This window comes from Amazonocrinis nigriterrae CENA67, from assembly GCF_016056305.1.
In the GTDB taxonomy this organism is placed as follows: Bacteria; Cyanobacteriota; Cyanobacteriia; order Cyanobacteriales; family Nostocaceae; genus Amazonocrinis; species Amazonocrinis nigriterrae.
This window is the reverse complement of the sequence record NZ_JAECZC010000029.1, coordinates 13328-39896: the sequence shown is the minus strand read 5'-3', so window position 1 is coordinate 39896 and position 26569 is coordinate 13328. Positions and strand designations below refer to the sequence as shown.

Sequence of the window (26569 nt, the reverse complement as noted above, 5' to 3'; positions counted from 1 at the left end):
GTTCTTCAGGCTCAATGCCGTACATATCCTGAAATGTCTCTGATTCCACACGGCAGAAACGCGGGCGATTTGGATAGATGCGGCATTCTCTGCTGCTATGGTCGAAGTTAACGCACCATCCGTCTTCGCCTACCATGCTGAGGTACTGTTCTAATTCTACTGGTGAGAGATACTCATCCAAATCTGGACGTTCTGCGGGGTCAAGATGACAGCAGGCTCCACATTGCTTGACACATTGCCAGTTTGCCATTTTATGTTTTTTCCTATAATTTTGTTAAGTAAATTAAATGTAACAGCCGATCCCCGGATATGATCAATTGCGGGTTTTGCAATTGAGTTATCAATTTTTAAAGCAATTGGGAGGATAAAAAGGACAATGTTATTAGCCTTGTTTGAATTTCTAAACGTTTTTAGCAGCATCAACTGGGAAGTAATTTTCCAACTATTGTCTGTGGCACTAATTGTCCTTGCTGGCCCAGCGGTAATCTTTGTACTGGCATTTCGCAACGGCAACCTCTAAGAGTTCTGAGTGAGGAGTTAAAAGTTCAGAGTTAAGAGCAAGAAGTTAATTAAAAACTCCCAACTCCTAACTCCCAACTCCTAACTCCTCACTTAGCACTGATAACGCCTGCATAGCAGCTTGGATAATACTGTCATATTGAGGTTGGGAAATATTAACCTCTATGGCGTCTTCTCGATGAGTACCCAGTAAACCGATTGTACGTCCTGGGTGCATGACTAAGACTTTGCCTTCAGGATTTTTAATTCTGAGTTCTGGTAAACAAGCGTTTTGATAGATGCCACAAGTATACTGCCGTTGGTTGTACTGAAATTTGGTTCTTAACGGTTGAGATGGCGAAGCATAAAATAAGTGAGACTGAGAAATTAGTTTTGGGTGGATAGACTCTTTGGTATAGCTATTTGGCAGTCTGACACCTATTAACTCTAGCTCGATGGTGGTTTCACCGTTAAAGTTATTTTCTCGCAGCTTGTAAGCGACATCCACTTGCGGCGGTAGGGGGAAATAGTCGCGCCAACGCCAGGCGATCGCTTTAATTTTATACTGTTGTTCATTGATAATTTGGCTAAGTGTCAGCTTGATGTGTCCTTTACCTACAATTTGTTGTTCAACAACTTGCACATTAGTTGTCCAGAATATTGGATCAGGGTTGTCGATACCACAGGGGTGGAGAGTATTTAGTTGCTGATAAAGTTGCTGATTAATTTGATCAAAATTAACTTCAGCATCAATTTTCAGTAGCGGCTTGAGGTGTTGGGGTTCTAGACATTGGTTAGCAAATTCACACAAACGCGATCGCAAAGCTGGTAAATTCTCAGCTGGTAAAGAAAATCCTCCAGCAGCTTTGTGTCCACCGAATTTACCGAGCAAGTCCTGACAAGATTCTAAAGCTGCAAACACATGAAACTCAGGAATTCCTCGTGCTGAACCGCGAATCTGTTGATCATCTTCATAAGTGCCAATGAACACTGGCACACCGTAGCGTTCCACCAAGCGCGAGGCGACAATACCAATAACGCCGTGATGCCAATTTGGTTGGACAACAACTAACACTCGGTCTTGCTGTAAAGTGGTAATAAATTCAGTTTCTACATAAGCGATCGCTTCAAGTTCAATTTGCTCACACATTTGCTGACGACTAGCGTTAGTCATCTCACACTGCATTGCTCTTTCCAATGCAACACCAATATCATCCGTAGTCAGCAATTCAATCACAGTTTGAGGATTACCAATCCGACCAATAGCATTAATGCGCGGCCCCAGACGAAACCCGATATCCTCAGGCTTCAGCGATTTTGAATTTTGGATTTTAGATTTTGGATTACTCCCCTGCTCCCCTGCTCCCCTGCTCCTCTTCCCTCGCCTGCACGCCAGCTACCTGAATTAACGCTTGCACACCTGCTAAATTGGATTTAGGTAAATGCTTTAAACCGCGTTTTACCCAGCGGCGGTTGACACCTGTCAAAGGAGCTAAATCTGCGATGGTTCCGAGTGTAAACAGTGCTAGCATCGGCTGGATTAAGCCTCTAGTCTCTCCTAATTGTTGTGCTAAAGACACCGCCAAGATATATGCAACACCAACACCAGCAACACCGCGATAAGGTGAGGATTCTGCTATCAGTTTGGGGTTGAGGATGGCGTTAGCTGGGGGTAATTTTTGGGGGATGTCGTGGTGATCTGTGACAATTATTTTGAGTCCAAGTTCTCTAGCTCTGGCAATTGGTTCAAATGCTGAAATACCATTGTCTACAGTTAAAATCAGTCCTACACCTTCGCTGTGGAATTCTTCAACAATGCGTTTGTTAATACCGTAGCCTTCGTGCATCCGACTGGGGATAGCGTAATCTACCTTAGCACCTAAAGTCCGCAGACTACGCAATAACAGAGCGGTGCTAGTCATGCCATCAGCATCATAGTCACCACAGATAGCAATTTTATCTTGGCAAGCGATCGCATTTTGCAACAACTCCACACTCAGCGCCAAATCTGGGAATTCTTCTAACGGCGAAGGTAAGCTCAAAGACTCTGGATTTAAAAATGCTTGTGCTTGTTCTGGTGTTTCTATACCCCGATTAATCAACAACTGGCTGACAATGGGTGAAAGATTTGTCAAATTTGCCAAATGTTGAGCAAATTCTGTTTTTTGTGGGTAAATTTGCCAGCGTTGATTTGGTAAGCGCCTACGAGGTTTGGAGATTTCAGATACAGGTTGATCTAGCACCATCAAAGTTAGGAGTTTGTAGTTAGGAGTTTTTAGTTATGAGTCTTGAATTAAAAAGTTGTTTCATAACTCTTAACTCTTAACTCCTAACTCCTAACTTTTAAAATATGTTCACTTTACCATCATCCATAATATATAACGAGCGATCGCCTGGATAACGCCAATTGGGACGAAGTTCTACCCGCAGTGTGCCAAAGTCGGGTTTCGAGATAATAGCTTGTAGTGAAAAACCGTCTTCATTCCAGAAGACCAGCGATGTATTTGGCTCAGTACCCTCTATCTGTTCCATCTGTAATTCTTGTCCCGCCTTCAAAGGAATAGTGTTAGTACCGGAGGGTTTTTGCAGTTGAATCAGATGTGGTGTCTTATTTACTACTTGAATGCGGATATGTTTCCCTGGTGTAAATTGAATTGGCTTTGGCCCACACTTAGAAGCACAAGTTCCAGCCAAACTGATGTTTGAGTTATTGGTTGAGACTACTAAAACGGTAGCGGCGATTAAAGTAACTGACAGAAGTTTAAACATAATACACAGCCTCACTAGTAGTCATAAATGTTACTCTAGTGAGTTGATGTTAAGCCTCAGCAGATTTTCCCGAATTACAAATGTAACGCATCTCCACCCTTAGAATGTGGGGGCTGATTTATACTGGAACTGCTGGCGTGAAAGTAACGGGGAGAGCCTTGAGGCTGCGAAAAGCAACTTTATTTCGCCACTCAGGCTGATCTTGTGATAGCTTCAGGTCAGGTAATTGTTGAATAAGTGTATTAATAGCAATTTCAGCTTCAATCCGCGTTAATGCTGCACCCAAACAATAATGAATACCATCAGCAAAAGCTAAATGATTATTATTAACTCGTGTAATATCAAAGCAATCTGGCTCAGGAAATTGTGCAGGATCGCGATTTGCAGCTCCCAAAACAACCAAAACTTTCTCACCACATCGAACAGTTACATCATCTATAACAATGTCTTCAGTTGCTACTCGTGTAGTAATTTGAATTGGGCTATCATAACGTAGGATTTCTTCCACAGCACTTTGAATAAGCATTGGTTGTGTCTTAATCTGTTGCATCTGCTCTGGGTGACTTAATAGAGCAAGCATACCATTACCTATCAGATTGACTGTGGTTTCTTCACCTGTTAGGAACAGTAGCATACAAACGGAGATAATTTCGTCTTCACTGAGTTTGTTGTTCTGCTCTTTAACTGTAATCAATGCACTCAGCAAATCCTGTTGCGGGCTTTTTTGGCGTTGTGCAATTAAGCTTTTAAAGTAATTTGTAAATTCCAGTGCAACTGTATTCATCTGCTCATAGTCTTCCAGAGAACTGAGCGGATCTAAAATATTAGACAGTTTGTCAGACCAATGATACAGCTGCAACCAATCTTCAACAGGTATCCCCAGAATTGCAGCAATAACATTGCAAGGTAATGGGCAAGCAAATTCGGATATTATATCCATGAAGCCCTTGTGCCGAACTTTGCTAATCAATTCATCAGTAATTTTTTGAATTTGGGGACGTAGAAAATTGACGCTTGTAGAAGAAAAGGCTTTACTAATTAATCCTCGCAACCTAGTATGCTCAGGCGGGTCTAAATATATTAACCATTTGTCAATGGCTTGTGCAAGGGTATTAAAATCTCGTTGCTCTAGAGAATGGCTTTTTTGTTTCACATTTTTTTGCATTTTATTGACACAAAAGCGGGAGTCGCGCAAAACTGCCTTAGCATCAGCATAGCGAGTTATGACCCACATACCCGTGAAGCTCTGATGTATTGGTTCAACAAGGCGAAGGTTGTGGTAGAAGGGATAGGGATTCGCCTGAAATTTTGGGTCATAAGGGTTGAATCTAATAGATTTTTGAATACCTAATTTTTGGGTTTTATTTGTATTAGCGATCGGCTCCATTGTACATATCTCCTGTAAATACCTCAAATCGATAGAAATTACTTAGCAAGTAAAACTTACAGGAAGAGCCTTCAAGCCACGTAATACAGCGTTTTTCCGCCATTCTAGTTGATTTGAAGCTAACTTTAAATCAGGAAATTTTTGAACAAGTGTGTTAATTGCAATTTGCGCTTGAATACGTGCTAGCCCAGCCCCTAAGCAATAATGAATACCATCACCAAAAGCAACATGGGGATTAGGATTTCGATTAATATCTAAGCGATCGGGATCTGGAAATTGGGCTGGATCTCGGTTAGCAGCCCCTAAGCAAAGAACTACCTTTTCACCTGCTTGAATTGTTTGATTACCTATTTCAAAGTTAACAGTAGCAATGCGAGTTGTTGTCTGAACTGGGCTATCGTAGCGAAGTATTTCGTCTACCGCAGTTTGGATCTTTGTCGGTTCTGTTTTAAGTTGTTCTATTTGGTCAGGATGATTTAATAATGCCAGCATTCCATTACCAATGGTATTTACTGTGCTTTCTTCACCTGTTGCAAATAACATGATGCAAGTTGCTAATAGTTCCTCTTCACTTAACCTGTCACTCTGCTCTTTAACTGCTATTAAAGCACTAATCAAGTCTGCTTGTGGCTGTTTTTCCCGTTTGGCAATCAGAGTGCGTAAATACTCCTTAAACGCTTCTGTAACCTCATTCATGGCTTGAAATTCTTCTAGTGAAACTAGCGAGTCCAAAATACGAGCCAAGACATTAGACCATTGATTAAGCTGATCTTGATCTTCTTTCGGTATTCCTAATAGCCTACTAATCACTGTAACAGGAAGTGGAATGGCAAAATCGGCAATAATGTCCATACTTCCCTGATGCTGAACTTTGTCGAGCAATTCATTCACAATCTCCTGAATCTGGGGACGCATACGCTCAACAATTACAGAAGAAAAAACTTTCATTACCAAATTACGTAATCTAGTATGGTCTGGCTGATCCATATAAAATAAAAATTTGCTGGTAGTTTGGGCAAGGGTATTCAAATTTTTTCCCTTGTCTTGCAGATATTGGTTTCTTTCTTGTATGGATTTTGGTTTGTCTTGACTACGAACATAACCACTTCTCAAAACTGCTTTCACATCAACATAGCGCGAAACCAGCCAATCACCCCCAACAAAGTATCGATGTACAGGAGATTCTGAGCGGAGGTGATGATAAGTTGGATAAGGATTAATGCGGACTTGAGGGTCAAAAAGATTAAATTTAAATGCTTTTGTTGACCCTATTGTTGTAGTTTGATTATTACTAATAATTTCTTTGCTCACGTTAGTAAATTGTTGATTGAGTAAATTTGCTTTTAAACAACAACTGGAGAAGTTGTTTGTGATAATTGAGATTTCTCTGCTAAATACTGTGCTAGTGTTTCGATATTGGGATACTCCCAGAAAAGAGTAATTTCCAGTTCACAGCCAATCCATTGAGCTAATTCACCTGTCAGACTGACTGCTACTGCTGAATCTAAACCGTATGCAGCAAAAAACTCTTGAATATCTATCTCATCAGGAGGTATTTTCAGGTACATGGCAAGATGAGAAATCAACCAGGTTTGGATTTCTTGTTCTGTCAAATTTGCCTGAAGATATTTTTGATTATCTTCAGATTGATTAACATCTGAATTTTGTACTTGTTCCCCAAGGTCTTTTACTTCTGCTTGAAGTTGTAGTAAGTCTATTTGTTCAATATTTGCAGTCCAATTGCCAACAACATCCAAACTTCCATTGAGAAATCCAACTCGACAAGCATGGCGCTGAATCTTGCCACTAGAAGTTTTCGGAATACTGGCTGTCTTTAACAAGGCAATGGCATAAACTTGTAATTGGTGCTGTTCTGATACTGCTTGACGAATAGATTTAACTACCTCATCAACATCCAATTGACGTAAGTAAGTACGCTCTACTTCTTGGACAATAACTAGCTGTTCAACACCTTCTATTTCTACAGAAAATGCTGCGCCGCAATTTGTTCGTAGTGCTGGATGGCTATTCTCAACTGTCAATTCAATATCCTGGGGATAATGATTTTGCCCTCGAATAATCATCATGTCTTTGATGCGACCTGTGACAAATAGTTCGCCATCAAGCAAAAATCCTAAATCTCCAGTGCGGAGAAATGACCCTTCTTTTGTGTCTCGTAATTGAGCATTGAAAATCTGTTGTGTCTCTTCGAGTTTTTCCCAGTAGCCAACAGCCACGCTTGGCCCTGTAACCCAAATTTCTCCTATTTCTCCATCCAGACATTCAGTTAATAATTCTGGGTGAACAATAACAATTTTTTGGTCTAAACTTCTATGACCAACACCAACAATTGCCTTACTATCTTCCTTGCTGGTAGTGGTGACAATCAAATTCTGTTTCAAAGCTTGTTCTTGCACAAAGCGAATCACTGGCGGCTCTTTTTTCAAACCACCAGATACAATTAAAGTTGTTTCCGCCATGCCATAGCAGGGGTAAAAAGCACTCCTTTTGAAGCCACAATCTGCAAAGGTTTCTGAAAACTTCTCTATAGTTTCCGCCCTTACAGGTTCAGCACCATTGAAAGCCAATTCCCAACTACTCAAATCAAGCTGTTGGCGTTGTTCAGGAGTAATCTTGTCAATACACAAGTCATAAGCAAAATTAGGGCCACCGCTAGTAGTTGCTTGATAGTTGGAAATAGCTTTTAGCCAGCGAAAGGGTTTTTGTAAGAAAGATTCTGGCGACATCAGCGTAACTGAGCAATTACCATATACAGGTTGTAACACTCCACCAATCAGCCCCATATCGTGGTAGGGAGGTAGCCAAATTACACCTCGACTGTTAGATGTATGCTCAAAAGCCTGATAAATTAAAGCAGAATTATAGAGTAAATTGTCATGATTTATCATTACCCCTTTTGGGTTTCCTGTAGTACCAGATGTGTACTGGAGAAGTGCCAGTGAGTTGTTAGTAATTTCAGGAAAAAACCAATCATCTGCCAAATTGTGGGGAATTTCATCAGTTGCTATACATTGCAAAGCTGCTAATTCTGGTTCTTCTTTGAATCTTTCTCCCAATTTAGTAATTACAGATGAGGTGGTGAGTGCAAAAGTTGCCTCTGCATCTTTTGCAATAACTTGCAATCTTGTCATCCGCTGTTTACCTCTTGGTGGATATACAGGTACAACAGTTACACCTGCATATAAACTTCCAAAAAAAGCAGCAATGAATTCCAGTCCAGGCGGATACAGAAGCAGGACTCTTTGTTTAAAAGCTTTCATGCTTTGCAGCAATGCTGCGATCGCGCGCGCTTTTTGGTCTAATCTTTCATAGGTGAAGCTAACTTTTTGGGTTTCTCCATCTACCAAAAAGGTATATGGTATTTGATAAGGTTGCTGTAGCGTTCTATAACGTAACAGGTTAACTAAAGTCGCTTCTTGTGGAGAGTCTGCTGAAAATAAATCGTGATACATTTTAATTCGATTGTGTATAGTTTACTATCTGTGTCATCAACCGTAGCGTTGTTGGAAATCAAGCATAAATGCAGCTAAAGCCTCTACTCCAGATTGAGTGACTGCATTGTAGAGTGATGCTCGCAAACCTCCAATTGAACGGTGTCCATCTAACCCATAAAATCCGTTTTCTACTGCGGTTTTGAGAAATAAAGGCTCTAAATTAGGGTCGGTTAACCGAAATGCAACATTCATCAGTGAGCGATTTTCCTGAACAGCATGGCCTTGATAAAACCCTCCACTCTCATCAAGCACTTTATAAAGAGTGTCTGCCTTGGCTTGGTTAATCTCTGCCATTGCCGCTAGTCCACCAATATCTTTGCGTAGCCAACGAGTCACTAACATGACTACATATAGTGCAAATACTGGCGGGGTATTGTAAATTGACTTACCTCGAATATGGGTACGGTAATCTAACATTGTGTGTAGATCGGACGGAATTGTGTCAACAAGATCATCTCGAATTAACACCACTGTGACACCTGCTGGCCCTAGGTTTTTTTGTGCATGAGCATATATCAATGCGTAACGCTCAATTGGTATCGATTGAGATAAAAAATCTGAAGACATATCGCAAATTAAGGGTACATTTGATATGCCTGGCAAATAGGAAAATTGTAGTCCCTCTACCGTTTCGTTCGACACATAATGTAGATAAGCAGCATCTGATGAAACTACAAGTTCCTCAGCTTTTGGCAATCGTTTATAACCACTATCTCTTCCATCCCACACTACCTGCACTTGCCCTTCTTTTCTGGCTTCAGGTACAGATTTAATACTCCAGTAACCAGACACAATATACTCTGCAATTTTTCTGCTCCCACGTAAAAAATTCATGGGAATCATTGAAAACTGTAAACTGCTACCTCCTTGTAAAAATAGAACATGATAATTCTTGGGAATCGAGAGCAAATTGCGTAAATGATCTTCAGTCTCGTCCAGTACATTGCGTAACCATTCGGAGCGATGACTGATGCCTAGCAATGATAAGCCTACTTCTGGCACATTGTTGATAGCCGCCTGAGTAGCATTTAACACTGATTCAGGTAAGGCTCCAGGGCCTCCAGAAAAGTTGAAATGATTGTTGCGATCGCTCAAATTTAGGAAATCCATTTGATATTTTGTTGGTTGGAAATTAGTAATTGTTGCTAGAAAGTAATTCTTGTTTAATTTATAGCTATTAATTTCTATAATTGAGCTATATCAGTCTTAGATTCATAAAGCTATTTTTCTCTGTTCCTGAAGTAAGTATTTTCCCAAACACGCTGTCTTTCAATTAAAATATGTATTGATTTATTGTCACTTTTTTATGTCTTGCTTGTATTTCTGATAAATGGATATCTGGATTAATTACAAGGACTTGAAGTAAGTCAATACAATCATCCAGAAATGTGCAGATTGTACTTTCAAAAAATACATCAACATCGTATTCCATCTCTCCCCAGATGCTTTTTTGACTTTCTCCCAGATGCAGAGTTAAATCGCGCCTTGCTCCTCTGAATTTTCTATTTTCTCCCCGAACAGAAAGACAATCTGAAAGTTTAATATTCTCGGTCATCAAGGGAATTTCATTGTGAAAAATCATCACTATCGGTAAAGGAAAGGTATGAACATTATCTGTTTTTAAGAGAGGCACAGTTTCCAGAATCAGTTTCAAGGGGAGAGCGCTGTAAGCATGTGCTTCTAAAGTGGTTTTGCGAACAAGATAAAGTACCTGTCGGAATGTGGGATTGTCTTCTAAATTCGCTTGAATTGGAATTTGGTTAATAAAGCAACCAATCACGGATTCAAACTCCGCTCGATTGCGATTAGCAACGGTAGTGCCAATACAAAAATTCTGTTGACCTGTATAATTGCATACTAATATCTGTAAAGCTGCTAATAAAAGCATGAATAAAGTACACCCTTCCTGTTTGCTGAGTGCTTTGAGTTGTGCTGATAATGCTTCAGATATTTGAAAGGGGTAAATTGCTGCTTTCAATCTTGGTATAGCAGGATGAGGCTGGTCTGTTTTGATTTCAGGAACGACCAAATGCGGTGCAAGTTTTTGCTGCCAGTAGCTTTGTAGTTTTGTCAGTACATCTTTTTGTAGCCACTGACGTTGCCAGACAACAAAGTCTGCATACTGCATCGGTAATTCTGGAAGGGGTGAGGGTTTCCCTTGGGAAAATGCTTGGTAGACTGCTGCGAGTTCCTGAAGAAAGATCACCATAGAGGTGCCATCTGTAATCAGGTGATGCATAGTAATGAGCAGAATGTGTTGATTTTCCAACAGCCTCAGCAGTGTGGTTCGCACAAGTGGCCCTTTGGCAATATCAAATGGTTGCTGAGCTTCTTGATCGGATAGCTGTTGTACTACCATTTGCTGGTCTGGTTGGAAGAGCGATCGCAAATCCACCACCGACAATGGTAGATTCATCGTCGGATGAATGATTTGGGTGGGTTGTTCTGCGGCAATATCAAAGGTGGTTCGCAAAGCAGCATGACGATGCACCAACTCATTGAAACTGCGTTCTAAAGTTGGAATATCGAGATCACCGGTAAAGTGTAGGGTGAAGGGTAGATTGGCAAAGGGATTACTTGGGTCTAGTTTGACTTGCGAGTAAAATGACTCCTGAGCAAAGGATAAAGGCACAGCAACAGGCGATTTGCTGGTCATGATTACAGAATCACCACTAGATGCGCTCTTAAACAACGCTAATTGGGTCTGTAATTGTTGAGCCAGATCAACCAAGGTCATGTTTTCAAATAACGCCTCGATTGACAACTCTACGGCAAAGTCTTTTTTAATGCGGTTTACCAGTTGAATTAACATCAACGAGTCCAACCCCAAAATATTCAGAGGTTGTTCCATATCTAGCTGGGATGGAACTAATCCCAACACTTTAGCAATTTGTTGTGTCAAATATTCTTCAAGCAGTTGCTGTTGTGTTTCTGGGGATGTTGCAAGTTGTACTCGCTTTAACTCAATATTCGATTCAGGAGCAATAACTTCAGCGATGGGTATTTCTATATTTGTGGTTGGACTGGTCAAAACAGATTCATGTTCATCTTGCTGGTGATGTTGAACTAAAGCGGTGATGAGTTTTGGTAGGAGTTGCACCTCCTGTTGTGAAAATGATTCAGTTTCGGCAAGAAGCTGAACAATTTGTTTTACTGAATCTCCCCGGTCAAGTAAGCTAGAAATCAATGAACGCTGAGGTAGTGGCGATAGATGGCTTGGTTGAGACGAACGACTACTCCTAAACCAATAGCTTTGTCGCTCAAAAGGATAGGTCGGTAGTCGTAGGCGATCGCGATTATCCCCACAATCCAATCCCAACCAATTGACAGGTACTCCTAACACATAAAGTTGTGCCAAACTGGACAACATCTGCTGAGTGCTGGATTGCCCAGGACGTAAGCTAGGAAGCCAAACCCCAACTCTTTCAGGTAGACAACGAATACCCTGTGACAATAGATTGGGCTTTGGCCCAATCTCGATAAATACCGTCACTCCTTGTTGATACATGGTTTGCATACCTGTGGAAAACCTCACGGGTTGTTGGAGGTTAGTCTGCCAATACTCGATGTTGGTCATTGCATCAGGAGACAGTTGCCCTGTGACACCAGAAATTATGGGAATTTTGGGCGAACAAAGAGCAAAATCTACCTCCAGCAATGTCATCAGAGGGGAATGATAGGGATAGGGTAGATTTGATTTAATTGTTTTGATTCCTTGTGCTTTCAAGGCATCTGTAACTGCATCAACTGCCTGTTGCTCACCGGAAATCGTCAGTACTGGTTCGGCGAAGATACCAATGAAAACTTTGTCAGCGTAGGGTTGAATTGCAGCTGCCACTTGCTGTTCATCTGCAAATACGACGCTTGTCGTCCCTTTCTGGCTTTGAGATTGGACTTGCTGCTGCCCAAAAATTAACAGCTTGAGGGCGTCTTCCAGACTCAAAATACCAGCAAAATAGGCAGCGGCAGACTCTCCCAGGCTTGTTCCCATGACAACCGATGGTTCAATTCCCCAAGATTTCCATAACTCGCAAAGCGCTATTTGCAGCGCAAATAATGCCGTGGAGTTGTTAATACTATCGATGGCAGTTTCTTCAGTAGTGGAGGTATAAAGAACATCAATAAGAGATTTTCCTAGCAACGGCTGAGCGATCGCATTACAGCGGTCAATAACTTGGCGAAATACAGGTTGAGTTTCGTAGAGTTGGCGGTCTAGTTCTAGTTTGTCGTGAATCAAGCCAGTGAATAAAAATCCGATTTTTGGAACTTTCTTTGGCTTGACTAAACCACTCACCAACCCCGCAGCTTGTCCAGATACAGCAAACGCCTGTAAACGTTCTGCAAATTGTGCTGTAGAATTCCCAGTCACAGCTAGCCGATGGTTAAATGTGGTTCTGCCAGTATTAGCACTAAAACAAACATTAGCAATTGATACATGAGGATGATTAACGAAAAATTCGTGATAGCGCTGGGCTAGCGATAGCAATGCTGTTTCAGTTTTGGCAGATAGAATCAGCAGATGTAAAGGACGATCAATGCTAGAAGACTCTACAACTAAATTGGGTGCTGCTGACATCACTATATGAGCGTTGGTACCGCCAAAGCCAAAGGCGCTTATACCTGCAACGGCTGGGCGATCGCTTGGCCAAGCCTCCAAGGTTTGCTGCACTTGCAATGGCAGTTTATCTAATGCCACATTCGGATTCGGCTGCTGAAAATGCAAATTCGGCGGAATTTTTCCATGCTTGAGGGACAACGCCACTTTAATCAATCCAGCAATTCCACTGGTTGCTTCTAAGTGTCCAATGTTGGTTTTGACGGAACCAACACGACATTTATCTCCAACAGCACGATTTTCTCCTAAAACAGTTGCCAGGGCTTTGAGTTCAATGGCATCTCCTAATAAACTTCCCGTTCCTTGTGCTTCAACATACTGTACTGAACTGGGTGAAATTCCTATATCTTGATATGTTTGCCGTAGTAATGCCTGTTGCGCTTGCAGATTAGGAGCAGCTAGCCCATTACTGCGCCCATCTTGGTTAATTGCACTACCCTGGATGACTGCATAGATCGGATCACAGTCTGTCAATGCTTGAGACAGCAACTTCAGGACTACAACACCAACTCCCTCACTTCGCACAAAGCCATCGGCTTGAGCATCAAATGATCTGCAACGTCCTGTAGCCGAGATCATTCCTGCATTTTTTAAGCTTGTTGTGATTTCAGGGAATAGCATGATGTTAACGCCTGCGGCTAAAGCTAGGCTAGATTCCCTGTTACGCAAACTCTGACAAGCTAAATGAACGGCTACTAAAGAAGAGGAACAAGCGGTGTTAATTGCTAAACTCGGCCCTGTCAAGTTAAGTAAGTAGGAAATACGGTTAGCAGTGGTACTGGTTAAGTTACCAGTGACGGCATAACCATTTGTTGTGCGGGTATCTGCAAGTAACTCATAATAATGGGAGCCAGAGACACCAACAAAAACTCCTGTTGCAGTTGTTGAGAGTTTTTGAGGGACTAAACAAGCATCTTCCAGGGCTTCCCAAGTGACCTCTAGTAACAGCCTTTGTTGAGGGTCTATGCTCACAGCTTCTTGAGGAGCAATGCCAAAAAACTGCGGATCAAACTGATCGATCTGCTCTAAAAAACCACCTTGTATGAGTTGCGACTGTGATGAACTAGCATCAGGGTTAAAACAAGAATGTAGATTTTCACGTTCGGTGGGAATGGGTGCGATCGCGTCAATTTGATTGCAGAGTAGATGCCAAAAAGCTTCAGGATTGATTGCACCTGGAAAACGGCATCCAATCCCAATAATGGCAATGGGTTCAATATTCATAGTCTTTACTCCTCAAATTAGCTGAGAATTAAATCTCAACTCTGGCAATAAAATTAAAAGTATAAATGAGTATTTTTTATATTTATTAATACGGCATTATAACAATAATTTGACTATCAAAAGATAGAAATATTTTAGTCGATTAAATATTCTTTGTGCATAATTTTACAACATCTCACATAGATAAATCAATGTTTCATGAAAATATTTTTATTTTCTCACATTTATTACTTTTTCTACTTTTGCCACTAAAAATATTCAGACTTTATTCTACTAATATAAAAATGTATAAGTGACCTAACTATGTAAGCAAATACATAGCAAAGTGCTGAGGAGGCAGTGTGTTGCAAAAGTTCCTTCATTGAGTGCAACTGCCGTCAAACTGGTGTGAGGTTTCCTCCGTTGCAGTACGGTTCGGATAACAAGAGTAAAAATGAGGAAGATGAGGGTAATTTTGCTTTCTCATCTTTCCATCGCCCTTAGGGCGTGTTTTCAAACCCAAAATTAGACTTAGAGTAGAGCGATCGCCTGGATAACGCCAATTGGGACGAAGTTCCACGCGCAGTGTGCCAAAGTCGGGTTTCGAGATATATGTGAAACTGTTGGCGAATTGATAGGGGGTTTAACTCATCAGCCATAATGTATGTTATCTTGAATTTCACTGCGTTTAAACGCACTTTAGCTATGAGCAAGCAATTTATTGCAGGAAGCGAGAGTAACGCAAAACCAAGGTTTTAAGGGTGGTGGTTTATCCAATCGTGAATTGACCCACAGTGTCATTATATTCGCCCAATACTTACTTGTATGACCTCTGACTCGGCGAGATATCACAATAGTTTTTAGCCAAATTAACAAAATAAAATAAAAACTCAGTATGTCGTCTTCAATCGATAATCAGGTTTTCAAATTTTATAGTGAGCTTTTTGATCACCTGTTTTGTGAGCCTTTTCGTAGACGAATCTCTGAGCTAAGAAGGCTGAAACCTGTCATTCATCAGGTTGAGGATGCCGCAGATGCAGCATCGTCCTCTTTAACTCGTTTCTTTCTTAATCAAAAATTGAGTGAAGCAACTGTTGAGGACATTCTCAGAGGCTTTGCGGTAATAAATGAATTACTGGAATTGGAGGACATTGCCAATCCTAACGTTACCACTGAGGAAGTTGTTGAAAATATACTTAGTCGTCTCCCTTGTCCGCAGACAGTTCAACAAACATATGGCCCTGTATATCGTTTAGCACTTTACACCGTAGTACAGGTGTTAATGCAAGTTGGGCCAGTCATGGCAGAGTGGCAAAAGCTGAACTTCTCCAGCACCTTTGAGTTACCCCGGAGAGTAGTTAACAAACTCAATGAAATTAGTGATCAAATCGATGCTCAGGGTAAGTTAGGGCAGGCTGGAGCAGATGAAAGTTATGAAATCCTACACCGTGATTATTTGCTGCAACGGTTTCATAAGGTTGAAGCGGGAACAGTACGAATGACCACCAATTTAGATGTGGATTTGCGTGAGTTATTTGTCATGCCTCGTGTAGTGGAGCAAAAACTTTCTCAAGATGCAGATGGTGCTGAAGCTGATGCTTCACTATCTTTGATGAGTTTAACCGCAGCACGTCAACTATATAGAGAGCGCAATAACCGTGATGAAATTTACCAGCAAACAACAAAAGGAGAAAAACCAGAGGATAAGCCAGCACCTACTGCCCTTGAGCAAGTGAAAAGCTCACCTCGTAATGTAATTGTTGGTTTGCCAGGTGCAGGTAAATCTACTTTTTTCGAGTGGTTGCAAGTCAAGCTAGCCTCAGTTGAAGAAAAGTTTATTTTGGGGGATGAGCAAGCTATTCCACTGCTGCTGCGGGTGCGGCAACTCGATTTACATAATTTACCCAAAGGTGCAGCCTTAATTGAAAAAGCAACCGCCAGTAAAGACCGCGCTGATTTAATGCCAGATGGTTGGATTGAGCGACAAATGAAAGCAGGGCGTGTCTTGTTTATGCTGGATGGTTTGGATGAAGCAGAACCAGAACTACGGGATAAATGCCTGATTCCTTGGTTATTTGATTTGTTCACAAGATATCCAAAGTGTCACTATTTGATTTCGTCTCGTCCTGTAGGCTATCCTCCTGGTCTACTTCGCAAGCAAAAATTCGTTGAGTGTAGCTACTGTCGAAGTTACTCGCAAAACTCTTGAAGCTTTGGCAGTACAACCTGATGTGGTCGCTGTTCTTCCCAATCAAAAAATTCACCTCATCCGACCTCAAAAAATTGAATATTCAGCACTGATTGAGCAAGAAAAGCAAGATAAACTGACTTGGGGTTTAAAACAACTTGAAATTCCTCAACTTTGGCAAAAAACCAAAGGTCAGGATATTAACGTTGCAGTCCTTGACACAGGGGTTTATGCTGCTCATTCAGCCCTCAAAGATCGTGTCAAAGATTTTATTGTTATTGACCCCTTGGGACGACGCATCAAGTCAGAACCAGCCTTTGACTGTGGGCAACATGGGACTCACGTTTGTGGGACGATCGCAGATGGTGAAACTCCAGAAGGTATTTCTATCGGTGTTGCACCCCAAGCAAATCTGTTTGTTGCAAGTGTACTTATTGGCGATGCTAGCTTGCGAACCTTAATGGAAGGAATTTCTTGGGCAATTGAAAAAGGGGCAGATATTATCAATATGTCTCTAGGCTTCAATTATTATGAGCCTCTGTTTGCCGAAATTCTAGAAATCTTGCTCAATCAGTATGGCATTCTGCCTGTGGTTGCTATTGGTAACGAAAATCACGGTAATAGTAGTTCCCCTGGTAACGCTTATAATGCCTTCTCAGTCGGTGCAGTGGAAAAGATTGAGTCTAGTAATGTTGATGTCAGCTTCTTTAGCAGTGGTGCCAGCCTTGTTTTTCCTGGACAACCAAATCCAGTGGTGACTAAGCCTGATATTGTTGCCCCTGGTACTCAAATTTACTCATCCATTCCTCCAACCACAGACGAAGACGGTACTTATGAGTACAACTTTATGGATGGTACTTCGATGGCAACTCCTCATGTGGCAGGTGTTGCAGCTTTGTTAATGGCAGCAAACCCAACCGCACCTGCAACTGATATAATAACAGTACTGAAAGAAACAGCTGCTCATCCAAAAGGTTCTGTACTCCGTCCTTGTAACCGCTGGGGAAATGGCTTAATTCAACCTGTTGAAGCATTGAAAAAGCTCACTGAAACATAACTGGGGATAAGCACGATGCATAAGCACGATGCACCCAATCCAAATAAGGTTAGTCCTGAGTTTGCATCTCGGTTAAGCAATCTTGAACCTCAACAAAAAGTCCGCGTCATTGTCTTGCTTCAGGTTCAAGATGCTGAAAACTTGACAAACAAACGTCAATCGCGTAACGAGCGCCAAGCCGCAATCAAAGCGATGCGCGAGTCAGCAGAACAGGCTTTAGGAAACATTGTTGAAATTATCCAAAAATTTGATGGGCAACAGTTGAGCGAACATGCTGATTTGTTAGGTTCTATTCTAATTGAAATTACGGTTGCTGGTGTTAATGCCTTGGCTGAATCTAAGGCGGTTAAAGCTGTAATTGAAGATCAATCTATTTACCCAATACATTCATTTTGATTTTAAGTAGATTGGTACAAAGAAAGTAGGGGTGCAAGGTTTTGGTCAGTTGTCAGTGGTCAGTTGTCAGTGGTCAGTTGTCAGTTGTCAGTTGTTATTTTCCCCATCTCCCCATCCCCCCATTCCCCCATCTCCTACTTATCCTTTATTTCCTTCACAGCAGCTGTTATTGGTAATCGCAGATTTTGGTCATAGATGAACTCTTTGCTAATTGCTACCTCTAGTTTGGGTAATGTTTCGCTGTTAATAATGCCTTCTTGGCTAGGAACCCGCAATGTGTAGTTACCAACGGGAACTCCATCTAGGCGATAAAGGCCAAATTGATCGGTTACAGATGATAAAACGCGTGCGCCAGCGGTATTGATGAGTTCTACTCGTGTTTGTGTCATCGGGTTACCCAGTGCATCGGTAATGCGTCCAGCTAGACCATATTCTGGTCTGACAGGGAAATCTAAACGAGTGATTGCAGCGCCTGCAACTTCTGCCACTATAGTATTTTTGGCGATCGCTAGTTCTATAGGCAACCTGTCCGGATCAAGTTCAACTAAATAGATACCTTCTTGTAAGTTACCAACAAAGAAGTTTCCGGAAGAGTCCGTTTTAGCTGTACTAACTCTATTGTTGCGACTATCTACAACACGGATATTTGCACCACCTAAATCAAAGCCTTTGTTTCCCCCTTGTACTACAATTTTTCCAGAAATTGCACCTTTTTCCTGTCCCAAACCATAAGAACTAGCAGGGGCAAAACTACCTCCAGAAAAAGATAAATCTGATACCAATAATACAGTCAGGCGATCGTCTCCGAATCCTCCCAAAACACTTCTACTTCTCGAAGGAATCCCTTGATATTCAACTCTAGCAAGCAAGCCTGGAAGCACCTGCATACTAGCGCCAACAATTGGCCCCACATCACCATTGCTGTAAGCAAATCCCAAATTCCAACTTAAACTTCTCAAATCGCGAGCGCTATAACTTACTCTTGTAGAGTAACGAGGTTCTAAATCGCCACCAAATTCACTACCAAAAGATAACTGATAATTTTGGTTAAGGTTATAGGCTAAGTCTGAAGTATATATATCACCAAAAGTATTGAAAGCTAGTCTAGTTGAGCGATTGGGGTAATAGTAACTACTGAATAAATATCGCCCATCTAAGTCTGGTCTACCCCTTAAAGATAAACTACTAACAGGATTGAGAGAAAAAGTAGGTAAAACATAGCTAGCTTTTTCACTTTCATCTTGGCGATCGCGCGCAAGAAATCCCAGTTGAAAATTATTGCTGAATCTATAATTTGCTTCTAGGCTATGATTGAAGCGATCGCGTGATTGACTGTCTGAGTTATAGCCAGTAGGAAATAACTGAGAATTACCGAGAATTTGTAATTTATTTAAATTAATATCTAAATCGGTTGTATAGCCAACTTGACCGCGAGATGTACCAAAACTAGTAGCTATAATTGCCGGATTTGCTAATCGCCAAATAAAGCCAGCTTGCGTCTGTACAGTACCAGGAATTGATTGCACAGAACCTTCAAAAGTCAAGTTATCAGAAAGTCCTTGACGCAATTGATAAAAACCGACTAACTTACCGGATTCTGAACTGGAATCTTCAAATAAAGAATCTTGAACTAAATTACCACTGATACCCAAACCACCTAGCTGTACATTACCCCCCGCTGCTAGCAACAAATCAGAAGTATTAATTCGTAAAGAGCGAATTTCAACAGGAACATTGAGATTATTACGTTCAAAAACCAATAATTCGATGTCATTATTATTTCCTGTAGGTAAATTGACATCAATAAACTCATATATTCCATTCAGTCCAACCTGTTGCTGTGCAACTATGATTCCACTGACTCTTAGCTGTACAAAACTTGCTGGTGGGACTTGACCTCGAAAGGTTTGTAAAGGTCGCGATCGTCTAGGTAAAAGTTCAGAAGCACTATACTGTTGTCCAAATCTATCAGCAGGTAAATTACTATAACCAATTTGTGCGCCTGTTAAACTCATCCCATTTAGTAAGGGATGTAAACCAATCTGTTGCCTACCAATTTGATAGCGAATTTGATTGCTACGTTTATAGAAAAAGTATTCTGAAATATCAGGTTGATTAACAAAATTATTATTAAGTCTAACTCGCCAACTTCCTCCTGCTAGCCTTCCTCCTAAAAGGGTAGAACTACGCAAGCTTGTATCTCCAGAAGAATTGGTAATTTGTAATTCTTGCCTTAAACTAGATAACCCACTGATAGGAGGTAGAACTTCAGGTTGTAATGCAGCAGCTTGCTGTTGACCTTCACTTCCATCACGCCGCCAAGGTATATCAACAACTAATGCTAAATTAGAAGCATTAAAGTCTAATGTTGTAGATAATTTATCTTTGAGTGTTGCTTCACTAATATAAGTTATCTCATCAATTTGTTTAAGATTGCTCGCTGCTAATTCAACAACTCCCAAAGGGGTTTTTAACTTCGTAAATCCATCAATTTTTTCAACAGTAAAACCAGCAATATCTGCAAATGCTTCTAAGGGAACCAGAATAGAATTATTTTCAATACGAATGTCTAAGCTGCCAACTTCTCTACCATTAATAATTACTCCAACGAGGAAATTACTATCTTTAGCTTTGATATTTTGAGTGAGAATGGAAGAACCTGCATCTACAGGTGTAGAACTACTATTACTTTCTAATGGTTTAATATCATTGTTAGATTTTGTACTAGCTTCTGAAGGAGATATGGCACTCTTGCTAAGATGTTCTCCTGGTTGTTTGTTATTTTTGGTAACTGATGAAGCTTCCGCAGTTACTTCTTCTGCCGTTTGACTATCATTTTTTGAAGCTAATGGAACTTCAGCAATTATTTCATCTGTTGAATTAACGAATTCTGATGAAACTGGTAAATCTGTTTGAGCAGAATTACCAGTAGAAAATTCAGGGAAAAACTCTTCGTTATTGCTGGGAGTAGCAATACCTGTTGTTGATTTTTTTAACTGTATTTCTCCACCAATAATCTCTAACTTATTTATTTTAGCTGATGTAGCATTCCCACCATTTTCTAAAATGGTAGCTGTCCCCTTTAATTGCTTAAGCAGAGCCAGTTTTTTCTGATTATCCAAATGTTGATCATCAACCTTTTCTGACTGTAATGGGCTAACAATTGTGGGTGGCGTAGGTGGTACAACTTGATGCAGCATATTTAATTAAGCAGAAAATTTACATGAAATTGGGTAGTAATACCAAATTGAAATAAATCGTATTTTTGGAGATTTATATCACAGTCTGATGGCAACGACTTAATAATCCCAAATCCAAAATCCCAAATTGGTAGAGAGTAAGCAAACATTTAGTGTTTAAGATTTTGGCAACAAATAAATTCAGGCGCAGTAAAATATCAACTTCGCCTGAGAAGTTCAGCTACAATTCATTGAGGCTCACATCTTGCACCAGACAATTAAAATCGCAGTTTATCTTGCAGCCGTAGAAACGCTAGTGGCTTTCCACAGAGTACAAAACCCCTCCTAAACTTTTAATCTCCGATAGTCCGCCGATGGGGACTTGGTATGTTTAGCTGCGACTTCCATTCGCTTGGTACTCTGGTGCAAGATGTGAGGAGAGCTATTTTTTCTCAAGAGGATTTCTCTGATTACCAGAAGTTGTAGCAGTAGCTTCTGGAACAAAGAAGGGAATGCCTTGATCGATTTTCACACCATTCAACTCGCCATTAACATCTAAGATGTATTTGCCAGGTGGTAATTTTTGAGTGATAGGTAATTGCAGGCGACGACGAGTATTAGGTAACACAGGTAACAAAGGTAAAGTTCCTGCACCTAATAAATTTTCTGGAAGTTTTTTTCCGGGTTTTTCTAGGTCGTCTATTGGTTTTGTAGCATTAACTCCTGGATATTTAGCAGCAGGCCAAATACCATATTGACCTTTTAAGCGTACGTAACCAGTACCTTGGCTGGAAACATCAAATAAGGCTGTTACACCATTAGATTTAGTGTCTACAGTAATTGAATTAAGTACACCAACTCGTTTAATGTCTCCTACATAGCCGTAGACAACAACACCTATACGTCCGACTGATTGCAAATTCTTCACTTTCTGATTAGCAGGAGGGATTTCTTCAAAATAAATCACAGCGCGGTGTTCACCAGCTTTGGGTTGAACTCTAGGACGAATGGCAAAACGTATAGTCTGAGCGCCGCGCCCAGGAACAGTGAATTGAGATGGAGAAAAGACAACCCATTGATCCATTGATTCCTCTGTGGGGGGAACCTCTACAAAGTTGTTATTTTCATCTATCTTCCAAGTCTGGACATAAGCTTTGAGTTCAACTGGCTCAGAAGACAAGTTAAGTATACGAATTGCTTGTGTACCAGTTTTGCGATTAAGTTCCAGTTCAATTCGAGATGGACTAACGCCAATATTAAGAGCGCTGGTGCTTGGTATGCCTAAGGCAAATGCACCTATTAAACTTAATGCTAAAGTTGTGGCTTTACGAAACATTTTGATCAGTTTTTAACTTTTACGTACTCCTTTTCTAAGGAGTATTAGTAACTATCGTTGATTTACTGTTACATTTAATACTCCAACATATCCACCTGCAACTCCTGCATTTGCCAGATCGAATTGCAAGCGCACACCCCCCTGAACTAAAGCTGTATTGGTGTTTTCATCGCGGGAGATTTCGATAATAGGTAATGGTTCAACAGCAACGCGCACCGTCTGTTCAGAACGTTCATCGCTGCTAAAGCGATTACTTTGTCCATTTCCTGCTTTAATTTCATAAGTGGCATAAAGAGAACCCACTTGATCAACAGGAACCCGCATTTGCCAAAGTCCTGGTAATTCGCGGGTAATCAGCGTATTAAACTGAGGACGAGCTAGTAACCCTTGCTGAGTCCTTACTGTTTCACTGACGGGAGCTGGTACGATTTCCCCTAACTGTTGGGGAGGAACGACTACCTGTTGAGGCGTTGATAGCTGATAAATTTGTGTTGGCTCTGGCAAATTCAAAGATTGGGCCGTTGCTTCGGGTTGTGGCCAAGCCAGAAGTGCCACTAGCATACCCAAGCAATATTTAAGATGATGTTGGTGGCTATTTGCCTGCTTGCTGACCATTTAGTTGCACTTTTCTGAAAATTCTGGCTACATATACACTGTTCTCTTGTGGTGAGAAAGGCATCCTGCTTGCCTGAACTTGGCAGCAGGCAAGATGCCTGCACAGTATGGAGCTACGGAGCTACTGCTTGAACTTTAATGACACCTCCAATGTAAGTACCGACTGCACTAGCATTACTCAAGTTAAACTCTATCTCTGCACCACCAACATAAGGTGTAACTAAACCAGGCGCAGTAGTTGGGTCAGTACCAACTTTGGTGACACTGGCAATGGTTGCAGTTGCACTATTAGGGCCTGTAAGCGTAGAGGTAGTGGGTGTCAATGTGACGTTAACGCCACCATCGGGGTTGTTAGACCAAACTGCGAATAACTCGGCCACTGGTTTTGTGATACTGCTCACACCCATGAATGGAGGGTCTTGATTGATACTAGTAGCCCCAGTTGTAATGCCGCTCTTATCTTTTCCAACTCCATTTACAAATACTCCCTGAGTTCCTGCTAAATCATCCCCAGTAATATCCAAAGAAACTGTGTCGAAAGTCCGCAAGTATAGTACTTCTGGCACTTTAATTTCAACATTTACGTCTTGGTCAACCTGTAACTGGGCGTGGGCTGGTGCTGAAAATAAAGAGCTACCCACAACAGCGGTACCAGCAGCAACAATAATGGCTATGATGTTATTTTTCATGGTTAAAATTCGCTCCTCACTGTATTTTTGTGAACTTAGTTACTTGTGAATCTCCCGGCTTTTCTCATTTGGGTATAAAACTTCATTCTTATTAACCTGAGTTCGACAGACTTTGAAGAACCCCGCTTCCATCCCTCTCCCCGTTACGGGGAGAGGCTGAAAAACTTTATTCTTTCGTATCAAGTTGTAGGTTTTTTGTCCCTTTCCTACAAGAGAAGGGTTGGGGTTAGGTTTCGTCGAACTCACGTCTTTTAATTACTGTTTAAGAGTGATTTCCCAATGTTTCGAGAATTGTTTGAGATATAAAGATGCAGTTATGCAAACTGTGGTAATTACTTAAACGCCTGTAAACATCACCTCCTTTCATAAAACCCATAATTCTGTTCCATTTGTCTCGTTGTTCGTTATAAAGAACAGTCGCGTACCAACGACAGTCAGCTCGCCTGGGTTAGCATCCTTGCTTCCAGGATTAATGTTGCTCACCCTACGCGTACCTAAAGCTGTGCCGTCACTGCTCCATACTTCTCTACCGTTTGTAGGCTCAGAAGCCGCAAAATAGAGTGTGCCATTGAAATTAACGAGACTATCGGGAATACTGTTGTTCGGGTCTGCACCAGGCCAAATATCTTTCACTAGAACTGTACCGGCATCAGTGCCGTCACTCTTCCATAGTTCTAGTCCTGTGGCGCTGTCGTAAGTTGTAAAGTAGAGAGTATTACCGACAGCAGTTAAATTAATAGGGCCAAAACCGATATTTGGAGCTGCATTCAAGTCATTTTTGACTCGCCCTACACCATTACTATCAATCTTCCATAGTTCCTGCTTTTTGTCATTGTTGCTATCTGTGACGAAATATAAGGTATTGCCTACGACAGTGAGTTGGCTTGGCCCAAAACCACCCGTACCTGGGGTAATGTCTTGTACAAGATTGGTTCCCCCTGCTGTACCGTCACTCTTCCATAGCTCAATGCCATTAATACCGTCATCGGCAGTAAAATAGAGGCTGTTATTAAAAACAGTGAGTTTGCTGGGAGTTGAACTCGACGCACCGATTTTAATGTCTTTGACAAGAGTTGTTCCGGCTGCGGTGCCATTGCTTGACCACAATTCAACACCGTTATTACCATCATTAGCAGTGAAATAAAGTTTGCCGTTAAATGCAATGAGGTTATTGGGGTTTGAATTTGTGGAACCTGAGTAGATATCTTTAACTAAACTTACTGTTGTGCCATCATAAACCCACAGTTCATTGCCGTTAATACCATTATTGGCAGAGAAGAAAGCTTTGCTACCAAGTATGGTGATATTGCTGGGGTCGGAATTAGCAGATCTAGAATTGATATCACTCACCAATTTGGCTGTAGTGCCATTGTAAATCCATAGTTCTCTACCGTTGACATCATCATCAGCACTGAAGAGTAAGTTGTTACCAAAAACTGTTAGATTTTCTGGGTTAAAGTTACCAGGATTAATATTAGTGACTTTAGTTGTACCTGCTACGGAGCCATTACTTTTCCACAGTTGAATACCATTGACACCATCATTGGCAGTAAAGTACAACGTGTTACCCAGAGCCGTCAAATTGTTAGGTTTGGAACTACCTGAGCCTGGGTTAATTTCTAGCATCTGGCTTTGAATTTCGGCAGATAAACTCAGATTGTAGAAAGTCTCGGCAGTGTTAACAGACCTAATACGAACGTAATAAGTACCTGCTGCTAAAGTGGTATTGATATTTTCGGTGGCATTTCCCGTCTGGGTGGAACTTTGGAGTGAGATACCACTGCTGTTGAGCAAGTCTACATCGGCATTATCAGAGAGTCCGCTGAGGGTAAGATTGAAAGTACTTTTATTAGTCAGATTAAAACTGTAATAGTCGTTAGCGTCGATACTGCCAACAAAATCTTTAAAGTTCTGAGAATTATTCAGTGTGCCAATATTCTTGGCTGTGGCTAGAGTGTTTGGTGCTATGTCTGGGCCAATAGCTTCAGCAGAAACGCTCAGTTGGTAGTTGGTTGCTGCACCGGAAACAGAATACACCTGAATATAGTATGTACCTGCATTCAAGCTGCGTCGGATAGTATCTACAGCAGTACCAGTCTGACTGGAACTAGCTATTGACCCGCCACTACTGTTAACTAGTTGGACATTGGCGTTTCCTGGTTGGGGTGTTAATTTCAGGTCAATTAAGGCGCTTGATGTTAAATCGAAGCGGTAATAATCTTTATTGTCAACGCTATTTACATAGTCTGTGAATTCGGTAGTAATGGAGGTTAAAGTGTTGATATTGCGAGCTTCTGCCAGGGTATTTCCCGCATTGTCAACGGGGTCTGGGTTAAAGGAAACCTGCAAGTTGTAGTTAGTTGAACTTGTTGCACCAGGAAACACTCGAACGTAGTAAGTGCCACTAGCAAGACTAGTACTAATCGAATCTGGAGTAGTATCTAGTTGAAGAGAATCGGCAATTTTTATGCCTGAGCTATTGAGCAATTCTACATTGGCATTACCGTCTAGACCATCTAGGCTCAAACTGAATGTTCCATTACTACCTATGTTGAATGAGTAGTAGTCATTGTCGTCGAGGATGACACCTCTATTACCAACATAATCATTAGTGCTGTAGCTGTTAGTTAAAGTGCCAATACTGAATGCTTGTGCTAGTTGGTCATCACCAGCTTTATTTGTGGTAATTGGATTAGCTGACAGACTGAGGTTGTAATTAGTGCTTGCAGCATTTACAAACCCAACGCGAACATAATAAATACCTGGGTTGAGGCTACGAGTGATTAATTCTGGTGCTGCACCGCTAACATCCGCAGTTTGAAGAGTAGTACCAGCTTCGTTAAAAAGTCTTAAACTTGCATTATCACTTAAGCCATCTAATCTCAGCCTTACTACTTCGGGGTTGCTGCTACTTGCACCAATGCGAAATTTGTAATAATCACTAGTATCAGTACTGCTAACAGAGTCCTGAAAAATGTTTGGGATACTGCTGAGGGAGCCATTGATATATGATGCAGATGTAGTATCTAAAGCTGTTGATCTGCTACTTCCTGGATCTGGAAATCCTGAATAAGGTGATGGCATAGTTTTTTCTCTAAAACTTCAGCGGTGATGAACATTGC

The 26569-nt window shown here is 41.1% G+C and carries 16 protein-coding genes and 1 pseudogene; 4 read left to right on the top strand and 13 right to left on the bottom strand.

What is annotated here, in order from left to right; all coding sequences use genetic code 11:
* Nucleotides 1–250: YkgJ family cysteine cluster protein (locus I8748_RS16080; RefSeq protein WP_198125584.1), on the bottom strand; the 250-nt coding region annotated here is incomplete at its 3' end.
* Between the two features lie 126 nt (nt 251–376).
* Between I8748_RS16080 and psb30 the strand changes: the two genes are divergently transcribed.
* The gene (gene psb30, locus I8748_RS16075) at nt 377–520 is read left to right on the top strand and encodes a photosystem II reaction center protein Ycf12/Psb30 (RefSeq protein WP_096552583.1); all 144 of its coding nucleotides are present in this window, start codon (nt 377–379) and stop codon (nt 518–520) included.
* A gap of 66 nt (nt 521–586) precedes the next feature.
* Here psb30 and I8748_RS16070 read toward each other — a convergent pair.
* The 7 genes and pseudogenes from I8748_RS16070 to I8748_RS16040 form a co-directional block, all read right to left on the bottom strand.
* Nucleotides 587–2744: pseudogene (locus I8748_RS16070) on the bottom strand (single-stranded-DNA-specific exonuclease RecJ).
* Nucleotides 2745–2841: 97 nt separating this feature from the next.
* Complete coding sequence (locus I8748_RS16065; RefSeq protein WP_198125583.1) at nt 2842–3267, bottom strand: hypothetical protein; 426 nt, start codon at nt 3265–3267, stop codon at nt 2842–2844.
* Nucleotides 3268–3385: 118 nt separating this feature from the next.
* Nucleotides 3386–4654, bottom strand: a complete 1269-nt coding sequence (locus I8748_RS16060) for a cytochrome P450 (RefSeq protein ID WP_198125582.1) — start codon at nt 4652–4654, stop codon at nt 3386–3388.
* 42 nt (nt 4655–4696) lie between these two features.
* Entirely contained in the window at nt 4697–5965 is a 1269-nt protein-coding gene (locus I8748_RS16055; RefSeq protein WP_318781230.1) for a cytochrome P450, read from the bottom strand.
* A 32-nt stretch (nt 5966–5997) separates the two neighbouring features.
* Complete coding sequence (locus I8748_RS16050) at nt 5998–8127, bottom strand: AMP-binding protein (protein ID WP_198125581.1); 2130 nt, start codon at nt 8125–8127, stop codon at nt 5998–6000.
* A 36-nt stretch (nt 8128–8163) separates the two neighbouring features.
* Complete coding sequence (locus I8748_RS16045; RefSeq protein WP_198125580.1) at nt 8164–9279, bottom strand: phosphoserine transaminase; 1116 nt, start codon at nt 9277–9279, stop codon at nt 8164–8166.
* A 163-nt stretch (nt 9280–9442) separates the two neighbouring features.
* Nucleotides 9443–14008, bottom strand: coding sequence for a type I polyketide synthase (locus I8748_RS16040; RefSeq protein ID WP_198125579.1), 4566 nt, complete (start codon nt 14006–14008; stop codon nt 9443–9445).
* 874 nt (nt 14009–14882) lie between these two features.
* On the opposite strand from I8748_RS16040, the gene I8748_RS16035 reads away from it, so the two are divergent.
* From I8748_RS16035 to I8748_RS16025, 3 genes are read left to right on the top strand one after another with little or no spacing between them, the layout of a single operon-like run.
* Nucleotides 14883–16196 carry an NACHT domain-containing protein gene (locus tag I8748_RS16035; RefSeq protein ID WP_198125578.1) on the top strand — a complete coding sequence of 438 codons (1314 nt, stop codon included), beginning with the start codon at nt 14883–14885 and terminating at the stop codon, nt 16194–16196.
* Entirely contained in the window at nt 16156–17232 is a 1077-nt protein-coding gene (locus I8748_RS16030; protein WP_225896437.1) for a S8 family serine peptidase, read from the top strand. The genes I8748_RS16035 and I8748_RS16030 overlap by 41 nt, the downstream gene beginning before the upstream one ends.
* A 15-nt stretch (nt 17233–17247) precedes the next feature.
* The gene (locus I8748_RS16025; protein ID WP_198125577.1) at nt 17248–17628 is read left to right on the top strand and encodes a hypothetical protein; all 381 of its coding nucleotides are present in this window, start codon (nt 17248–17250) and stop codon (nt 17626–17628) included.
* A 134-nt stretch (nt 17629–17762) separates the two neighbouring features.
* Here I8748_RS16025 and I8748_RS16020 read toward each other — a convergent pair whose 3' ends face one another.
* The 5 genes from I8748_RS16020 to I8748_RS16000 form a co-directional block, all read right to left on the bottom strand.
* Complete coding sequence (locus I8748_RS16020; protein WP_198125576.1) at nt 17763–20828, bottom strand: carboxypeptidase regulatory-like domain-containing protein; 3066 nt, start codon at nt 20826–20828, stop codon at nt 17763–17765.
* A 421-nt stretch (nt 20829–21249) separates the two neighbouring features.
* Nucleotides 21250–22143 carry a fimbrial biogenesis chaperone gene (locus I8748_RS16015; protein ID WP_198125575.1) on the bottom strand — a complete coding sequence of 298 codons (894 nt, stop codon included), beginning with the start codon at nt 22141–22143 and terminating at the stop codon, nt 21250–21252.
* A gap of 51 nt (nt 22144–22194) precedes the next feature.
* On the bottom strand, nt 22195–22758 hold the full coding sequence (locus I8748_RS16010) for a hypothetical protein (protein ID WP_198125574.1): 564 nt from the start codon (nt 22756–22758) through the stop codon (nt 22195–22197).
* A 113-nt stretch (nt 22759–22871) separates the two neighbouring features.
* Nucleotides 22872–23447: a hypothetical protein gene (locus I8748_RS16005; protein WP_198125573.1), complete on the bottom strand. Its 576-nt coding sequence runs from the start codon at nt 23445–23447 to the stop codon at nt 22872–22874.
* A 363-nt stretch (nt 23448–23810) separates the two neighbouring features.
* Nucleotides 23811–26531 carry an ELWxxDGT repeat protein gene (locus I8748_RS16000; RefSeq protein ID WP_198125572.1) on the bottom strand — a complete coding sequence of 907 codons (2721 nt, stop codon included), beginning with the start codon at nt 26529–26531 and terminating at the stop codon, nt 23811–23813.
* Nucleotides 26532–26569 lie beyond the last annotated feature (38 nt).